This window comes from Paracoccus halophilus, from assembly GCF_000763905.1.
GTDB classification, from domain to species: domain Bacteria; phylum Pseudomonadota; class Alphaproteobacteria; order Rhodobacterales; family Rhodobacteraceae; genus Paracoccus; species Paracoccus halophilus.
This window is the reverse complement of sequence record NZ_JRKN01000020.1, coordinates 1-16493: the sequence shown is the minus strand read 5'-3', so window position 1 is coordinate 16493 and position 16493 is coordinate 1. Positions and strand designations below refer to the sequence as shown.

The 16493-nt window shown below is 65.7% G+C and carries 13 protein-coding genes and 1 tRNA gene; 3 read left to right on the top strand and 11 right to left on the bottom strand.

The features are described 5' to 3' along the window. Positions 1-8: 8 nt before the first annotated feature. The 4 genes from IT41_RS13315 to ssb form a co-directional block, all read right to left on the bottom strand. The gene (locus IT41_RS13315) at positions 9-1376 is read right to left on the bottom strand and encodes a cytochrome P450 (protein WP_036742294.1); all 1368 of its coding nucleotides are present in this window, start codon (positions 1374-1376) and stop codon (positions 9-11) included. Further along, the gene (locus tag IT41_RS13310) at positions 1373-2572 is read right to left on the bottom strand and encodes a hypothetical protein (protein WP_036742228.1); all 1200 of its coding nucleotides are present in this window, start codon (positions 2570-2572) and stop codon (positions 1373-1375) included. Before IT41_RS13310 ends, IT41_RS13315 begins: the two co-directional genes overlap by 4 nt. A 72-nt stretch (positions 2573-2644) precedes the next feature. Then, positions 2645-3328 (bottom strand): M48 family metallopeptidase, encoded by a 684-nt coding sequence (locus IT41_RS13305; RefSeq protein WP_036742291.1) that lies wholly within the window; start codon positions 3326-3328, stop codon positions 2645-2647. Positions 3329-3451: 123 nt separating this feature from the next. Then, entirely contained in the window at positions 3452-3934 is a 483-nt protein-coding gene (gene ssb, locus IT41_RS13300; protein ID WP_036742227.1) for a single-stranded DNA-binding protein, read from the bottom strand. Positions 3935-4137: 203 nt separating this feature from the next. Here ssb and IT41_RS13295 point away from each other — a divergent pair, with 203 nt between their 5' ends. Next, entirely contained in the window at positions 4138-4785 is a 648-nt protein-coding gene (locus IT41_RS13295) for a lytic transglycosylase domain-containing protein (RefSeq protein ID WP_036742226.1), read from the top strand. A 70-nt stretch (positions 4786-4855) separates the two neighbouring features. On the opposite strand, the gene IT41_RS13290 is transcribed toward IT41_RS13295, so the two are convergent. Then, positions 4856-5428 carry a lipid-binding SYLF domain-containing protein gene (locus tag IT41_RS13290; RefSeq protein WP_036742290.1) on the bottom strand — a complete coding sequence of 191 codons (573 nt, stop codon included), beginning with the start codon at positions 5426-5428 and terminating at the stop codon, positions 4856-4858. A gap of 70 nt (positions 5429-5498) precedes the next feature. Further along, a complete protein-coding gene (gene hemB, locus IT41_RS13285) occupies positions 5499-6497 on the bottom strand; it encodes a porphobilinogen synthase (RefSeq protein ID WP_036742225.1) in 999 nt (332 codons plus the stop codon). 169 nt (positions 6498-6666) lie between these two features. On the opposite strand from hemB, the gene IT41_RS13280 reads away from it, so the two are divergent. Beyond that, positions 6667-7230: a hypothetical protein gene (locus tag IT41_RS13280; RefSeq protein WP_036742224.1), complete on the top strand. Its 564-nt coding sequence runs from the start codon at positions 6667-6669 to the stop codon at positions 7228-7230. A gap of 47 nt (positions 7231-7277) precedes the next feature. Then, positions 7278-10739, top strand: coding sequence for a transcription-repair coupling factor (gene mfd / locus IT41_RS13275; protein ID WP_036742223.1), 3462 nt, complete (start codon positions 7278-7280; stop codon positions 10737-10739). Positions 10740-11124: 385 nt separating this feature from the next. Here the strand turns inward: mfd and IT41_RS13270 are convergent. From IT41_RS13270 to IT41_RS20030, 5 genes are all read right to left on the bottom strand, one after another. Then, a tRNA-Val gene (locus IT41_RS13270) sits at positions 11125-11199 on the bottom strand. Between the two features lie 70 nt (positions 11200-11269). Then, the gene (locus tag IT41_RS13265) at positions 11270-11560 is read right to left on the bottom strand and encodes an HU family DNA-binding protein (protein WP_036742222.1); all 291 of its coding nucleotides are present in this window, start codon (positions 11558-11560) and stop codon (positions 11270-11272) included. A gap of 77 nt (positions 11561-11637) precedes the next feature. After that, complete coding sequence (gene lon, locus IT41_RS13260) at positions 11638-14055, bottom strand: endopeptidase La (protein ID WP_036742221.1); 2418 nt, start codon at positions 14053-14055, stop codon at positions 11638-11640. Positions 14056-14446: 391 nt separating this feature from the next. After that, positions 14447-15112: a flagellar hook capping FlgD N-terminal domain-containing protein gene (locus IT41_RS13255; RefSeq protein ID WP_036742220.1), complete on the bottom strand. Its 666-nt coding sequence runs from the start codon at positions 15110-15112 to the stop codon at positions 14447-14449. A gap of 11 nt (positions 15113-15123) precedes the next feature. Further along, positions 15124-16269: a flagellar hook-length control protein FliK gene (locus IT41_RS20030; RefSeq protein ID WP_074948132.1), complete on the bottom strand. Its 1146-nt coding sequence runs from the start codon at positions 16267-16269 to the stop codon at positions 15124-15126. Positions 16270-16493: the final 224 nt, after the last annotated feature.

The window sequence follows — 16493 nt, the reverse complement described above, 5'->3', positions numbered from 1 at the left end:
CTGGGCAATCATTCCCCCATGGTCATGGCCGCGCGCGGGCTCAGGCGCAGTCTGATGCCCGCCTTGCCCCGCAGCGTCAGCCGCATGACCGGCACCGGCCGCGTGTCGCCGGGGGCGATATGATAAGCCTTTGCCAGGGCGGACAGGATCAGCGGCCCCTCGATCATCGCGAAGCCGGCGCCGGGGCAGGCGCGCGCGCCGGCCGAAAAGGGGATATAGGCCTCGCGCATGCAGGTCCGGCCGTTTTCGGTCTGCCAGCGGCCGGGATCAAAGGCATCTGGCGCCTCCCAGAGCCGCTGGTGACGATGCAGATGCCAGGGCGACAGGACCAGTTGCGCCCCCCGGGGGGCGCGGCGGCCGCGCAGGGTTTCGGCATGGCGGCACTGGCGCACGGTCATGGCGACCGGCGGGTAAAGGCGCAGCGCCTCGCGAAACACCGCGCGGGCGGTGGCAAGTTCCTTGACCGCGCCGAATTCGGGGGCCAGCTTGGCCTCGGCCTCCTCGGCCAGCTTTTGCTGCCATTCGGGGCTTTCCGACAGCAGGAACAGCGCCCATGCCAAAGCCGAGGCCCCGGTCTCGTGCCCGGCCAGAAAGAAGGTCGCGACCTCGTCGATCATCTCGCGATCGGTCAGGCAGGCGCCGGTCTGCGGGTCGGGCGTGGTCATGATCTTGGTCGCCAGATCGGGCGGGGCGGTTCCCTGCGCGATCCCGGCGGCGCGGTCGGTCACCAGCTGCCGGATCAGCCCGCGAATGCGGCGCGCGCTGGCGCGCACCCGGCGCGAATGCGGGCGCGCCCAGCGGGGCAGGGCGATCAGCCCGCCCAGATTCACCATCGGCTGCGCGTCCTGATGGTCGCGAAACGCCTCGAACACCTGCGCGGCGATCCGGTTCTCGATCGGGATCGAGAACAGGGTGCGAAAGATGACATCCGCCGCGATATGGCTGGTCTGCGGCTCGATATCGATCTCGCGCCGGTCGGCCAGGGGCGCCAGACGCGCGACGCCGGCCTGCGCCGCCTGCCACATGGCGGGGAACGCCTCGCGCAGCCGGCCGCCCTCGAATGCGGGGTCGATGATCCGGCGCTGGCGGAGCCAGGTGTCGCCGTTCGAGATGAAGCTGGAATTGCCCAGAAGCGGCTGCAACCCGGCGGCCATGCGGGGCGATTTCGGGAAATCCATCGGCCGCTGCCGCAGGATCAGGTCGATCAGCTTCGGATCGTTGCAGGTAAAGCTGTGGATGAACGGGCCGCGGAACTCGGCCATCCAGGCGCGATAGAGCCGGTCGGATTGGGCCGACAGGATGTCGCGGCGGAAATCGCGGATAAAGCGCCAGACCGAGCCCTTGCCCTGGCGCGAGGGGGGCTTGGGCGGGATCATGTCGCGGTCCATCTGTTGACCGGGCGTGCGATGCGGCCCGGCGAATGCTGCCGCCCGGCAAAGCGGTCGCGCAGGCTGCGCGGCCCGGCGGTGATGGCAAAGTAATCATAGCTGCCGGGCCGGTCAAAGGCGCAAAGATACTGGAAATGCAGCCGGAACCAGCGCCCGCGCAGGCTGCGCCGCTTCCCGGCCGATAGGGATTGCGAGAAGGCCGCCGAGAGGACCAGCGGCTGCCTGCGGCCCTCGGGCTCGATGCCCGAGACCGCGACCGGATCGCACAGGCCAAAAGAGCAAGCATCGCCCGGCGCGGTCACGTCGATCCAGTCCAGATCGCCCCGCATCGACAGGTCGCGCAGGTCCGCCCGCAGCCGCTTCGCCCGCGGCAGGAACGAGGCCATGGGCACGACATGGCCCAGCGTCAAAAAGCCCAGGCGCGGCCCGCCCGCCGGTACGCGCCCCGAACGGGCCAGATCCGCCAGCACGGACACCCCCAGATAGGCGCCGGAACTGTGCCCGACCACCAGAACCTCGTCCCAGTCGCCGGTCAGGACCTCGGCGATGCGGTCGGTGAAACGCGCCAGCCGCGCCTCGAGCGCGGGCGGGTAGGCGCCGCCATGCTGCGCGGTAAAGGCGTAATCATGCATCAGGTAATAGGCAAAGATCCGGCCGTCGAGCCGCCGCCAGAGCCGCAGCCCGGCCCATGCCACCGCCAGCGTCACCGGCAGCCCCAGCCATGCGCCAAGCCCCGTCAAACGGCCCAGAACCCAGCCGATCGCTGCCCCGGCCGCCAGCGCCAGCGCCAGCTGCGCCAGCAGCACAACCACCGGATAAAGCGCCGCGATCACCGGCCCGCGCCTGAGCCGCATCAGCCGCCAAAGCGCCCCCGAGCCGATATAGGCCCATGCCGTGCGCAACAGCTGACCATAGGTTGCCGGGATCGACTGACCCATTGATTCCTGCACGATATCGGCCCAGACCAGCACCTCGAACTCGGCCTCGGTCTGCTGCCCGCCGAAAACGCCGCTGACCGCCCAGCCAAAGCCCTTGCGGTCGCGGCGCGGGCCGAAGGCAAGCCGGTAGCCGGAAATCCGCGCCTGCTCGGTGCCCTCGCGCCGATAAAGCTCGCGGTAGCGGCGCGGCGGGATCGGGTCGAAACCGGGGATATACAGGATGCGGCGGCGAAAGGGGCGGGTCATTGGCGCTCAATAACTTTGCGCCGCAGCATAGGCCAATCGCCGCGCCGGGCAAGGCGGCCGATACCGGCCCGGTCAGGCAACGCGCCAGCGCGCCTCGAGCTTTTCGATGGCGGCGATCCGGGCCGGGGTTTTGGGATGCGACATCAGCCATGCCGGCGCGGTGCCGCGATGGCCGGCCAGGGTTTCCAGCTTGCGAAACAGGCTTTTCTGCGGGCCGGTGCCAAGGCCCGCCTTGATCATCAGGGCGCTGGCGAACGCGTCCGCCTCGAACTCGTCCTGGCGCGACAGGCGTGCGGCCACCGTCGCCGCCACCAGATTGGCGATCCAGGCGCCGATCCCCGGAAGAAACCGCCCGAGCACGCCGGCCAGCACCACGCGGATGACGTTCTGGCCGGCGAAATCGACCATCCGGCGGCGCGTGTGGCCATGGGCGACATGGCCCAGCTCATGCGCGATAACCGAGGCCAGTTCCTCGGCGGTGACCTCGTTCCGGTCCAGCCGGTCCAGAAAGCCGCGGGTCAGAAAGACGCGGCCATCGGGCGCGGCCAGCCCGTTCACCGGCGCGATTTCATAGACATGGGCGCGAATCGGCGGCAGATCCATGGCGCGGCCCAGCCGCTCCAGCATCGGCACCAGCCGGGGATGGGTGAGCGGCGTCGAGTTCGCGTTCAGCTCGGCCTTCAGGCGCCACAGCGAAAAGAACCACATCGCGGCGGCATAGAGCAGGATCAGGATGATCGGCGTGAGCTTCAGCATGAGGCCAATATGGGCATGACCCGCGATCCCGCCAAGCATCGACCGTCAGTCGCGACATCCGGCCGCGCGGTCCTGTTGTTCGGGCCGGCCGCAGCAGCGGCCAGGCACCGATCCTTGCGGTCGTCAGAACGGGATGTCGTCGTCGAAATCGGGACGGCCACCGCCCGACTGGCTGCCGCCACCGCCCGAGGAATAGCCGCCGCCCGACGGGGCGCCGTAGCCGCCGTCGCGGTCGCCGCCGCCGCCGCCCGCGCCACGGCCGTCAAGCATGTGCAATTCGCTGCGGAAGGGGCGCAGCGCGATCTCGGTCGAATAGCGGTCATTGCCGTTCTGGTCCTGCCACTTGCGGGTTTCCAGCTGCCCCTCGACATAGACCTTGGAGCCCTTCTTCAGATATTGCTCGGCCACCCGGACCAGCGGCTCGGAATAGATCGCGACGGTATGCCATTCGGTCCGCTCGCGCCGTTCGCCGCTGTTGCGGTCCTTCCAGGTCTCGCTGGTCGCGATCCGCAGATTGGCGACCTTGCCGCCGTTCTGGAAGCTGCGCACCTCCGGGTCCTGACCCAGATTGCCGACCAGGATCACCTTGTTCACGCTGCCTGCCATTTCGCCCGTCCTCGCGTTGAATTTCGTTCCCGGGGTTTAGCGTGCCGGCGCGGGGAACGACAAGGGGGATCCGGGATCGGCGAAATTCCGCCCATCTTGAGGATCGGCGGCCGGGGGCGAAATTGCCTTGCGGTCGGGGGGCGGCTTTGCGTTATAGTGCGGCGCAAAAAGACCAAGACCTTGGTAGGCATGAGGGATCAGTGATGCTTTCACGCAATCGGGCGATGATGCGCCGGCTGGCGCGGGCGGCGGTCGTAATGACGCTGAGCGTCGGCCTTGCGGTTCCCGCCGCGGCCGAGGGGCTGCGGCTGCAGGGCAAGAGCAACAAGTCGCGGCTGGCGCAGTTCGAGCGGCAGACCCGGCTGATGGATTCGCGGCTGGCCGGCCAATATGAGCGCTCGGTCCGGTTGCGCCCGGGCGGCACCTCATCCAAGAGCGTGATCGACCTTGATATCGCGACCAATATCCCGGCCTATCGCGGCAATCGCCGCAGCCAGTATCTGCCCCATGCCCGCGCCATGGCGCGAAAACATGGCATACCCGAGGATCTGTTCCTGCGGCTGGTGCAGCAGGAATCGGGCTGGAACCCGTCGGCGCGGTCGAACAAGGGCGCGCGAGGGCTGGCGCAGCTGATGCCGGGAACGGCGGCAAAGCTTGGCGTCGATCCCAACGACCCGATCCAGAATCTGGAGGGCGGGGCGCGCTATCTGCGCATGATGTACAACACCTTCGGCAACTGGCGTCTGGCGCTGGCGGCGTATAATGCCGGGCCCGGCGCGGTCCAGAAATATAACGGCGTCCCGCCCTATCGCGAAACCAAGAACTACGTTCGCATCATCTACGGAAGCTGATTGCTCCGCAGCGCGGGGCAAGGGGAAAGGCCGGGCGTAATGTCCGGCCCGTGTGATTCGGGCCCTGGGCTCAGAAGGTCGAGGGGATGACCCGGGTGTATTTCGTCCCGGCGATCGAGGCCCCGGCCATCAGCCCGGACTGGCCGAAGATCATCGCGACGACCGGCTGCTGCATGGTGATCGTGTCGGTTCCGACCGACTGGCCGCGGCTGGGCAGGGCGTAATAGGCGCCGGCCTCGGCCACCCAGCCGGGGGCGCGCCGGAAATCGGCGAGCGCGGCATCGGTCTGGAAGATCAGCACATGGGCATATTGCTGCGCGCCGATCTGGAAGCCGAAACTGGCCTGCGTGGCGGAATAATAGTCCACCGTGACATCGTTGATGCGCAGCGCGCCCTGGCCATAGGCGCCGCCGACGCCAAAGCCCGCCTCGGTCATCAGCGGCATGTAAAGCACGCCCTTGGCGCCCTGGATCATCTGCGTGACGCCGGGATAGGTGCTCAGCAGATAGCTGCGCGTCGCATCGACGCGGGCATCCAGCCGCGACGAGGCGTCCTGACCGACCGCGTTCGAGCAGCCCGCCAATCCGAGCGCGGCCCCGCCGAGCAGCAGGAACCTGCGGCTCATTTCATTGGATTTCTTCATCTGTCGCCTCATTCCCTGGTTGGCGGTTGGCCCGCCCTTATGTCGCGGAATGATAGGCGAACTTGCCCGATCACGCCAGTCTTTCAGCCACTTGTGGCGCGTAATAGGTCAAAATCCCGTCGCAGCCGGCGCGACGAAAGGCCAGCAGGCTTTCCAGAACCACATCGCGCGACAGCCAGCCATTGCGCACCGCCCCCTCGATCATCGCATATTCGCCGCTGACCTGATAGGCATAGGTCGGCGCCGCGAACTGGTCGCGGACCATGCGGCAGATGTCCAGATAGGGCATGCCCGGCTTGACCATGACCATATCGGCCCCCTCGGCCAGATCGCGGGCGACGCAGCGCATTGCCTCGTCGCGGTTCGCGGGGTTGATCTGATAGGTCTTCTTGTCCCCCACCAGCCGCCCCGAGGCGCCCACCGCATCCCGGAACGGCCCGTAAAAGCCGCTGGCATATTTCGCCGCGTAGGACAGGATCGCGACATCCTTGTGGCCGGCGCCTTCCAGCGCGCCGCGCAGCGCGCCGATGCGCCCGTCCATCATGTCCGAAGGGCCCAGGATATCGGCGCCCGCCTCGGCCTGGACCAGCGCCATGCGCACCAGCGCCTCGACGGTTTCATCGTTCAGGATGACGCCGTCGCGCACCAGCCCGTCATGGCCGTTGGCGTTATAGGGGTCCAGCGCGATATCGGTCATCACCGCCAGATCCGGCGCGACCTGCTTGATCGCGCGGATGGCGCGGTTGCCGATATTGTCGGGGTCCCAGGCGCGTTCGCAGCCATCTGTCTTCAGATCCGGATCGGAATGGGGAAAGACGCAGATGGCGGGGATATTCAGCCGCATCGCGGTTTCGGCCGCGCGTTTCGCGCCCTCGAGCGTCAGCCGCTCGATCCCGGGCATCGAGGGGATCTCGCCCGCGCCGCCCGCGATTTCGGTGACGAAGATCGGCCAGATCAGGTTGGCGGCGGTCAGGTTCACCTCGGTGGTAAGCGCGCGCATCGCGGGGCTGCGGCGCAGCCGGCGCAGCCGGCTGGCGGGGAAGGGGGCGACGATCGGGGTCGGGGACATGGCGGGCCTGTGTTCTGCGGGGCCGGAGCGCGGCGCTTCAATCGGGCTGAAACTGCACCCTTGCCCGGCGGCGCGCAACCCCTGCCGGCCGCGACACCGAAATACCAGGTTTTTCTTTGCCCGCGCCAAGGATAGGTTATCCCCTGCATCTAATCGGCCCGGAGAGAGCGTGCTTAACATCGAGGCAATTCTGGCCCTGCTGGACAGCCGTTCCTTCGGCTCGATCTGGTTCTGGGTCGTGCTGATCCTTGCCTGGACCCTTGCCGGTCGCCATGTGCTGGGCGTGCCGACCGAGGTGGTCATGGCGGCGCACCGCGCGGCCCCGGATCCGGACGACGACCCCGCGGCGCTGCTGCTGCTGGACTGGCTTTCACTGACCCTGCCGCGCCGGGAGCTGTCGCGGGGCGCGGGTGTGGCGCTGATCGGGATGGGGGCCTTTGCGCTGACCACGCTGGCGGTGCTGGGCTTTGTCTATGGGCTGGAAATGGCGCAGGCGCTGGTCCTGCTGACACTTCCCTTTGCGCTGATCCGCCTGATCGAGATGCGGCTTGCGCGCCATCTGTCGGCCATCCTGCGGCGCGCGGAAACGGGGCTTTCGGTCAGTGAACCCGCCGCCGAGGCCGCGCGGATGATGCGCCGTCACCGGCTGGTGGTGACGCTGGTCTCGATCCTGGCGGTGGCGCTCACGACCTTCTACGGCGTCGGCTGGATGCTGGCACATCCGTTCGGATAGGGTGGCTTGGGCTTGACTTCGCCGGTGCCGGCTTTACCTGACGGCTCATGTCAGCGCATCCCGAACATCTGATCCTTTCCGGCGCGCCCGAGGGCATGGACGCCGCCCTGATCGCGCGCGAACTGGCGCGCGGCCAGCCGGTCATCCATATCGCGCGCGACGACCGCCGCATGGCCGCGATGCGGGCCGCGCTGGCCTTTTTTGCGCCGCAGGCGGTGGTGCTGGAGTTCCCGGCCTGGGATACGACGCCCTATGACCGCGTATCGCCCGCGCCGGCGGTGATGGCGGCGCGCATGGCGGTGCTGACGGCGCTGGCCCATGGCGCGATCCGGGGGCCGTTCATCCTGCTGACCACGCTGAACGCCGCCATGCAACGTGTCCCCCCGCGCGAGGCCCTGCGCGAGGCCAGCTTTTCCGCCGCCGTCGGCGACCGCATGGACGAGGCTGCGCTGCGCGCATTCCTGGCCCGCATGGGTTTCGCGCAATCGCCCACGGTGACCGAGCCGGGCGATTTCGCCATGCGCGGCGGCATCATCGACATCTATCCGCCCGGAGAGACCGGCCCGATCCGGCTGGACATGTTCGGCGATGTGCTGGAGGGCGCGCGCCGTTTCGACCCCGAAACCCAGCGTTCGACCGACAGGCTGGACCGGGTCGAACTGGCCCCCATGTCCGAGGTCATTCTGGACGAGCAGGCGATCACCCGCTTTCGCCAGAGCTACCGCGCCGAATACGGGGGCGGCGCCAATGATCCGCTTTACGAAGGCATCAGCGCCGGCCGCAAGATGGCCGGGATGGAGCATTGGCTGCCCTGGTTCCATGCCCGGCTGGAAAGCCTGTTCGACTATCTGCCCGGGGCCTCGCTGGTGGCGGACGATCACCTTGACCAGGTGCGCGATGCGCGCTGGCAGATGATCTCGGAACAGTTCGATGCCCGGCTTGAGGCGCTCGGGCGCAAGGGCGGCGCGGATACGGTTTACCGCCCGGTGCCGCCGCCGCAGATCTTTCCCGACGAGGCAGAATGGCGGCGCTGGCTGGCCGCGCATCGGCTGCTGCGCCTGTCGGTCCTGCCGCAGCCGCCCGGCCCGGGCGTGCTGGACGCGGGCGGCCGCGTCGGGCGCAATTTCGCGCCCGAGCGTCAGGCCGAAAAAGGAAACCTGTTCAAGACGCTCGCGGAGCATATTCAGGCGCTTTCGCGTGCGCATCGCGTGGTCATCGCCAGCTTTTCCGAAGGCGCGCGGGAACGCCTGTCGGGCCTGATCGCGGATGAAGGGGTCACCGGCGCGAAACCGATCTCCGATCTGCGCGATCTGCCCGACCGGCCCGGCGCGCTTGGGCTGGCGGTCTGGCCGCTGGAAGAGGGGTTCGTCTCGGACGGGCAGGCGACGGGGCCGCTTGCGGTCATCTCGGAACAGGATGTGCTGGGCGACCGGCTGATCCGGGGCGCGAAAAAGCGCCGCCGGGCCGAGAATTTCCTGCGCGACACCACCACGCTGTCCCCCGGCGATCTGGTGGTGCATGTCGAACACGGCATCGGCCGCTATACCGGGCTGGAAACCGTCAAGGCGCTTGGCGTGCCCCATGATTGCGTGGCGCTGGAATATGCCGGCGGCGACCGGCTTTACCTGCCGGTCGAGAATATCGAACTGCTGACCCGTTACGGCCATGAAGAGGGGCTGCTGGACAAGCTGGGCGGCGGCGCATGGCAGGCCCGCAAGGCGCGGCTCAAGGAACGCATCAGGCTGATCGCAGACCGGCTGATGCGCGTCGCGGCCGAGCGCCTGCTGCGCCCCGCCCCGGTTCTGCAGCCCGAGCATCACGAGACCGAGGAATTCGCCGCCCGCTTCCCCTATGACGAGACCGAGGATCAGGCCGCGGCCATCGCCGATGTGGCCGAGGATCTGGCCGCCGGCCGGCCGATGGATCGCCTCGTCGTGGGCGATGTCGGCTTCGGCAAGACCGAGGTCGCCATGCGCGCGGCCTTCATCGCCGCAAGCCAGGGGTTGCAGGTCGCGGTGGTCGCGCCGACGACCTTGCTGGCGCGCCAGCATTTCCGCACCTTTGCCGAGCGGTTTCGCGGCACCGCGATCGATGTCCGGCCCCTGTCGCGCTTTGTCAGCGCCCGTGACGCGGCCCAGACGCGCGCCGGGCTGGCCGAGGGCACGGTCGATATCGTCGTGGGCACTCATGCGGTGCTGGCCAAGCAGGTGCGGTTCAAGAACCTTGGCCTGCTGATCGTGGACGAGGAACAGCATTTCGGCGTCGCCCATAAGGAGCGGCTGAAGGAATTGCGCAGCGATATCCATGTGCTGACGCTGACCGCGACGCCGATCCCGCGCACGCTGCAACTGTCGCTGACCGGGGTGCGCGACCTGTCGATCATCGGCACGCCGCCCGTGGACCGGCTGGCGATCCGCACCTATGTCAGCGAATTCGACGGTGTGACCATCCGCGAGGCGCTGCTGCGCGAGAAGTATCGCGGCGGGCAGAGCTTCTTTGTCGTCCCGCGCCTCTCGGACCTGCCCGAGATCGAGGATTGGCTGCGCGAACACGTCCCCGAGATCAGCTATATCGTCGCCCATGGCCAGCTTGCCGCCGGCGATCTGGATCAGCGCATGAACGCGTTCTATGACGGCAGCCACGATGTGCTGCTGGCGACCAGCATCGTTGAATCGGGGCTGGATATCCCGACCGCGAACACGATGGTGGTCTGGCGCGCCGACATGTTCGGCCTGGCGCAGCTTTACCAGATCAGGGGGCGGGTCGGGCGCTCCAAGACGCGGGCCTATTGCTATCTGACGACGAAACCGCGCGTGCCGCTGACCCCGCAGGCGATGCGGCGGCTGAAATTCCTGGGCGCCATCGACAGCCTTGGGGCGGGGTTCAACCTGGCCTCGCAGGATCTGGACCTGCGCGGGGCCGGCAACCTGTTGGGCGAGGAGCAATCCGGCCATATCAAGGAGGTCGGGTTCGAGCTTTACCAGCAGATGCTGGAGGAAACCATCGCCAAGCTGAAATCCGGCGAAATCGAAGGCACGCCCGAGGATGAATGGGCGCCGCAGCTGAACCTTGGCGTGCCGGTGACGATCCCGGAAAGCTATATCCCCGATCTGGATGTGCGGCTGGGCCTGTACCGGCGTCTGGCGGAACTGACCACCAAGGTCGAACTCGAGGGTTTCGCGGCCGAGTTGATCGACCGTTTCGGCCCGCTCCCGCGCGAGGTAAACACGCTTCTGCTGGTCATCCGCATCAAGGCCATGGCCAAGCGCGCCAATATTTCCCGGCTGGATGCGGGTCCCAAGGGCGTGACGATCCAGTTCCATGGCGACAAGTTCCCCAACCCGGCCGGGCTGGTCGAATTCATTCACGATCAGCGCGGACAGGCGAAGGTGACCGATAACAGGATCGTCGTCCTGCGCGATTGGCCGGGCGATGCCGACCGGATCAAGGGCAGTTTCGCCATCGCGCGGGATCTGGCCGCGAAGATCCGCGAGGGGAAAACACGTTGACCGAGTAGCCGTCCCCGACGATCCGTGGCGAACGCGGGGGTGCAACCCTCCATATCCGGAGGCGGCTAGGCCGGAAATCGCCATGATCGCGCCGGATCTGGTGAGGAATGCGTTTCTGGTTCACGCGGCAGACGCTGGTGGACCGACGCCCGCCCGTCTCAACTCGCGCCAGACAGGCGTGAAGGGCCTTGTCATGTGGAATTGGCCATGACTCTTCTGGCACGCCCTTGGCGTATCCATGGGAATGGTGGAACCACGCTCGCCGGAGCTGTGCCCCAACTGGCCGTTACAGAGGTTTCGGGATATCGCGGGAACAAGGGTGCAATCCTTGAAACCGCTTTTTCCCTCGGGGTTTCGGCGGATTTTCGGTCCCTGAGCAGTGGTATGGTGGGCGATAACGGATTTGAACCGCTGACATCTTCGATGTGAACGAAGCGCTCTACCGCTGAGCTAATCGCCCGGTCCGCGCTAGATAGCCGCAGTCGGGGCCTGCTGCAAGAGGTCAGTGGCGAATTTTCTTGCGCGCGCCCCTAAGTGCTTTCCCCGGCCTTGCGGCGCAGGCGCAGGGTGATGATTTCGGCGCCCGACCGGTCAATGCTGCGGCTGACCCGCGCGCGCCCAAGAGGCGGCAGGGCCAGCGTCATGCCGCCGGCGATGGCATCGCCAAGCTCGGCCAACGTTGCCTCGACCACGGGTTTTATATCGGCGCTGCGCAGCCCTGTGCGCCGCGCCACATGCGCCAGCAACTGCCGTTTCTGCAGCACCCTTGCCGTCTGCGGATCGTGCGGAACCCGGCCGCCGCCTCGCTCTGGCATAGTCATGGACGACTCCCCCTTGTTGATGGAGCACGGACCAGGACAAGAAAGCCGCGCGGAATTCCTTCCGCGCGGCTTCGTGTTCAGTGGGCGACTGCCGCCCCGCTACTGCCTTGGTCGCGTGCCGCCGCCAGCCGGGTGGCTTCCGCCGCTTCTTCGGCGGCCTGGTCCCACTCGACCGGCTCAGGCTTGCGCACCAGCGCATGGCTCAGCACCTCGCGGACATGGCTGACCGGAATGATCCTGAGACCTTCCTTCACATTGGCCGGAATCTCGGCCAGGTCCTTTTCGTTATCGGCCGGGATCAGCACCGTCTTGATGCCGCCGCGCAGGGCCGCCAGCAGCTTTTCCTTCAGCCCGCCGATGGCCAGCACATTGCCGCGCAGCGTGACCTCGCCGGTCATGGCGACATCCTTGCGCACCGGGATCTGGGTCAGCACCGACACGATCGAGGTGACCATGGCGGTGCCCGCCGAAGGCCCGTCCTTGGGCGTCGCGCCTTCGGGGACGTGGACATGGATATCCACGGCCTCGAATGTTGGCGGCTTCACGCCCAGTTCCGGGCTGATCGAGCGGACAAAGGACGATGCGGCATCGATCGATTCCTTCATCACATCGCCCAGCTTGCCGGTGGTCTTCATGCGGCCCTTGCCGGGCAGTTTAAGCGCCTCGATCTGCAGAAGATCGCCGCCGACCTGGGTCCATGCCAGACCCGTCACCACGCCGACCTGATCGTCCTTTTCGGCCAGGCCGTAGCGGTGGCGGCGCACGCCCAGATATTCCTCGGCCTTCTGGGTATCGATCTCGACCGATTTCACCTTGCCCTTGAGGATTTCGGTCACCGCCTTGCGGGCCAGCTTGGCGATTTCACGCTCCAGCGACCGCACACCGGCCTCGCGGGTGTAATAGCGGATCACATGGGTCAGCGCATCGTCACTGACGCTGAACTCACCCTTGCGCAGCCCGTTCGCCTTGATCTGCTTGGGCAGCAGGTGCTGGCGCGCGATCTCGCGCTTTTCATCCTCGGTATAGCCGGCGAGCGGGATGATCTCCATCCGGTCGAGCAGCGGCCCGGGCATGTTGTAGCTGTTGGCGGTGGTCACGAACATGACGTTGGACAGGTCGTATTCCACCTCAAGATAGTGGTCGACGAAGGTCGCGTTCTGTTCGGGATCCAGCACCTCCAGCATGGCACTGGCCGGATCGCCCCGGAAATCCTGGCCCATCTTGTCGATTTCATCGAGCAGGATCAGCGGGTTGGTGGTCTTGGCCTTTTTCAGCGCCTGGATGATCTTGCCCGGCATCGAGCCGATATAGGTCCGGCGGTGGCCGCGGATTTCGCTTTCATCGCGCACACCGCCCAGGCTGATGCGGATGAATTCGCGCCCCGTCGCCCGCGCGACCGAACGCCCCAGGCTGGTCTTGCCGACGCCCGGAGGGCCGACAAGGCACAGGATCGGGCCCTTCAGCTTGGTCGAGCGGTTCTGCACCGCCAGATATTCGACGATGCGTTCCTTGACCTTTTCCAGCCCGTAATGATCGGCATCCAGGACCTGTTCGGCCTTGCCGAGATCCTTGCGGACACGCGACTTGATGCCCCAGGGCAGCGCCAGCAGCCAGTCCAGATAGTTGCGGCTGACCGTGGCCTCGGCGGACATCGGCGACATCGATTTCAGCTTCTTCAGCTCGGCCTCGGCCTTTTCGCGGGCCTCCTTGCTGAATTTGGTCGCGGCGATCCTCTCCTCCAGCTCGGTGATCTCGTTGCCGCCATCCTCGCCGTCGCCCAGTTCCTTCTGAATGGCCTTCATCTGCTCATTCAGATAGTATTCCCGCTGGGTCTTCTCCATCTGGGTCTTGACGCGGGACTTGATCTTTTTCTCGACCTGCAGAACCGACATCTCGCCCTGCATCAGGCCATAGACCTTTTCCAGCCGCTCGGCAGTCACCAGCGTCTCGAGCAGTTCCTGTTTCTGGTCCAGGGCGATGCCCAGATGGCCGCTGACCAGATCGGCCAGCCGCGCGGGCTCACGCGCCTCGGCGACGGCCGAGACGACCTCTTCAGGGATGTTCTTGCGCACCTTGACGTAACGCTCGAACTCCTCGGCCACGGCGCGGGTCAGCGCGGTCAGCGTGTCGGCGTCGCCGGCATCCTCGGCCAAAGGCTCGCAGCTGGCTTCGAAATAATTCTCGTTCGGCACGAAGTCCGAGATCTGGACGCGCTCGCGACCCTCGACCAGGACCTTGACCGTGCCATCGGGCAACTTCAGAAGCTGCAGCACATTGGCCAGCACTCCGATGCGGAAAATGCCCTCGGCAGTAGGTTCATCGACAGCCGCATCCTTTTGCGCCGCCAGCAGGATCGGGCGATCCTGTTCCATCACCGCTTCCAGCGCCCGCACGGATCGGTCGCGCCCCACGAACAGGGGCACGATCATATGCGGAAACACCACAATGTCCCGCAAGGGCAGGACCGGATGGGAGGTATAGGCGAATTCGTTCATCGAAACAGTCCTTTCTCGCCAAGAACCGCGACCCCGTGGAAAGGCAGCCCGCGCTTCCTGCTGACGGAGAAGATAGGCAGCACGGGCGGCGGGTTCAATGGCAGATTCGTTCGCCCTTTGTCCACATGTCGACATATAACTGATACATTATAGCAAAAGCCCCCCGGTGAGGAAATGCCGGAGGCCGCCAATGCCGCCGGAAAAATACCAGTTCGGCGGGGCTTGTCCCGAACAGGCCGCCGAAGCAATCGGCCGATGACGCGACTTGAGGACGATGTTTCGGCCTCGTCACGGCAGTGACGGCGCTGCCGTGACGAACTTGTCCCATAATGCTTCCTGCCACTCCAGCGAATGGAGCGCACCATCAAACCGTGGGATCAAACAGTTGCGCTTATTCACGTAGCGCGGTTATCTCGTCGAGGCCCGCCGTGGCGCCTCCGGTCAGGATCAGCCTGGGCCAGCCGTTGACGATTTCCGCGCCGGTCACGCGTGTATAGGCTTCAACCACTGCCATGCCGATAACCTCGCCATCAGCCAGGGATTCGATTCGGAACTGATAGGCTCCAGCAGGGAGAGGCTCGCCATCGGCATCGCGGCCCTGCCAGTCGACTTCGCCCGCGCCGGTGCCGATGCTTTCGCGTGACACCTCATTGCCTTGCGCATCGTGGGCCACGAGTGTCACCTCATCGGCGCCAGCCATGGGGTGGACGTTCAGTGTCAACGGCGACTGGTCGTACCAGACCGGAGCATCGGTACGGACCTCGCGCCCGATCCACCCCGACAGATCACCCAAGCCGCTGGACGAGCCCTGCAATAGCTGACCCAATAGCTGATTGGTCAGTACCTGCTGTTCGACGCCCGAGAATGTCGCGAGCTGAACCGCAAACTCGGTTCCCTCCATGGGATTGAGAGGGTCCTGGTTCTTGATCTGCGTCGTCAGCATTTTCAGAAAGGTTTCAAAATCGCTGCTTGCGAAAGCCGCTCCGGCCGCTGTGCCGCCTGTCGTCTGAACTGCCGCCGCAGTGCCGGCAACGGAAGAGGAAACGCCAACCACCATTCATATGCTCCTTATATCCTGATATCGATCTGACAATCGCCCGCTATCCGCGATACCGCCTGGGCCTTTGGTTCGTCATTTCCGTGCGGACCGCGCGCGGGCTCGGCAACTGGCTGCTTTGTCTCGGCCCTGGCGCCCTGTCGCTTTCCAGCACCGGCATCATCCGCAAAAGAAAGGTCAGCGCCGCCGAATCCCGTATCTTTAAGCTCCTGGGCAAGCAGGTGAGAATGCCGCCGCAGCAGATCCAGAGTGTCGCGATGTTCCGCATAGACACTGATGGACGGGCGCTCACCGCCGGTAACGACAAGTCTGACCTTGCCAAGCTCTTCAGGAGTCAGGGTTATTTCGACCCACTCCGCCTCGCCTTTCGCGGCGCCGGAGGCGATCTGTCTGGCTATATCACTCGCAGCAACAGGGGCTGCACGTGCCGTGGATGGAGCACCAGCGGCAGCGACTGTCCTCGAATCTGTATCGGGATGCAGAGTGACTTCTGCGGCCAGCAAAGCCGGTTCTTTCACCGAAAGATTATCAGGATCGATTGCGGCATTTGTCGGATCCGGCGCAGCTAGGCTTTCGACGCGCCGTGATAATTGTCCGGGTGGCATATTCCCCTCGACCCTCCGGGGTAACGACATGCCGGCGACGGCCCGAAGTTCGCCATCGATTGCCACAGGCGGTTCATTTATTGGACCCGAGAGACCATCAGATGGTTCCTGCGACCTGAGTACTCCGGAACCACTCTCGGCCTGCTGCATGATTTTCGCACCGCCCCAGGCGTTGGGTCGGGGCGTATCCGAAAGCTCCCCGTCCGACGCGATGGGATCCGCCCTCCGACCGTCCGGTAAATCAGCTTGAGTCGTCGGGATCGGTTCCGAATCCACCAAACCGGAGGAAACGTCCAACGACGTTTTCCTGTGCTGCTCGGCAGCCCCGGGAGGACGCACATCTGGCCCCGGCCAATCCTGACCGAAACCCGTTTCCTGCTCCCCGTCCTCATCCGGCTCGTTGGAATCGACCGGTTCCTCATCCGGGATATCCGCGACAGAGCCGTCCGGCGACGCGAGCAGCTTCAGAAATCCAGCTTCGCCCGTGTCGGCCTGCGGGCCGGCCTTGGCAACGGATCCCTTTAATACCGCGTGAGTCGCAAAATTGATCATTTCCGGAGTCATTGATCGGTCCCAAGATTTTTCAGACCTATAGCAGGCCAAGGTTACCAAATATTTATCGTTGAGAAATATCCTTCAGGACATCAACATGTTGTTCGGCGTGGAATAAGGACCCCGCTTCTGGGGTGATCGGCGTCCAAAAGGGACCCCACCGACCGGGGGTTGGGTCCATTGTGTTTCCGATGATTATCGGAGGCCTTGAGCGGGATGTTGAT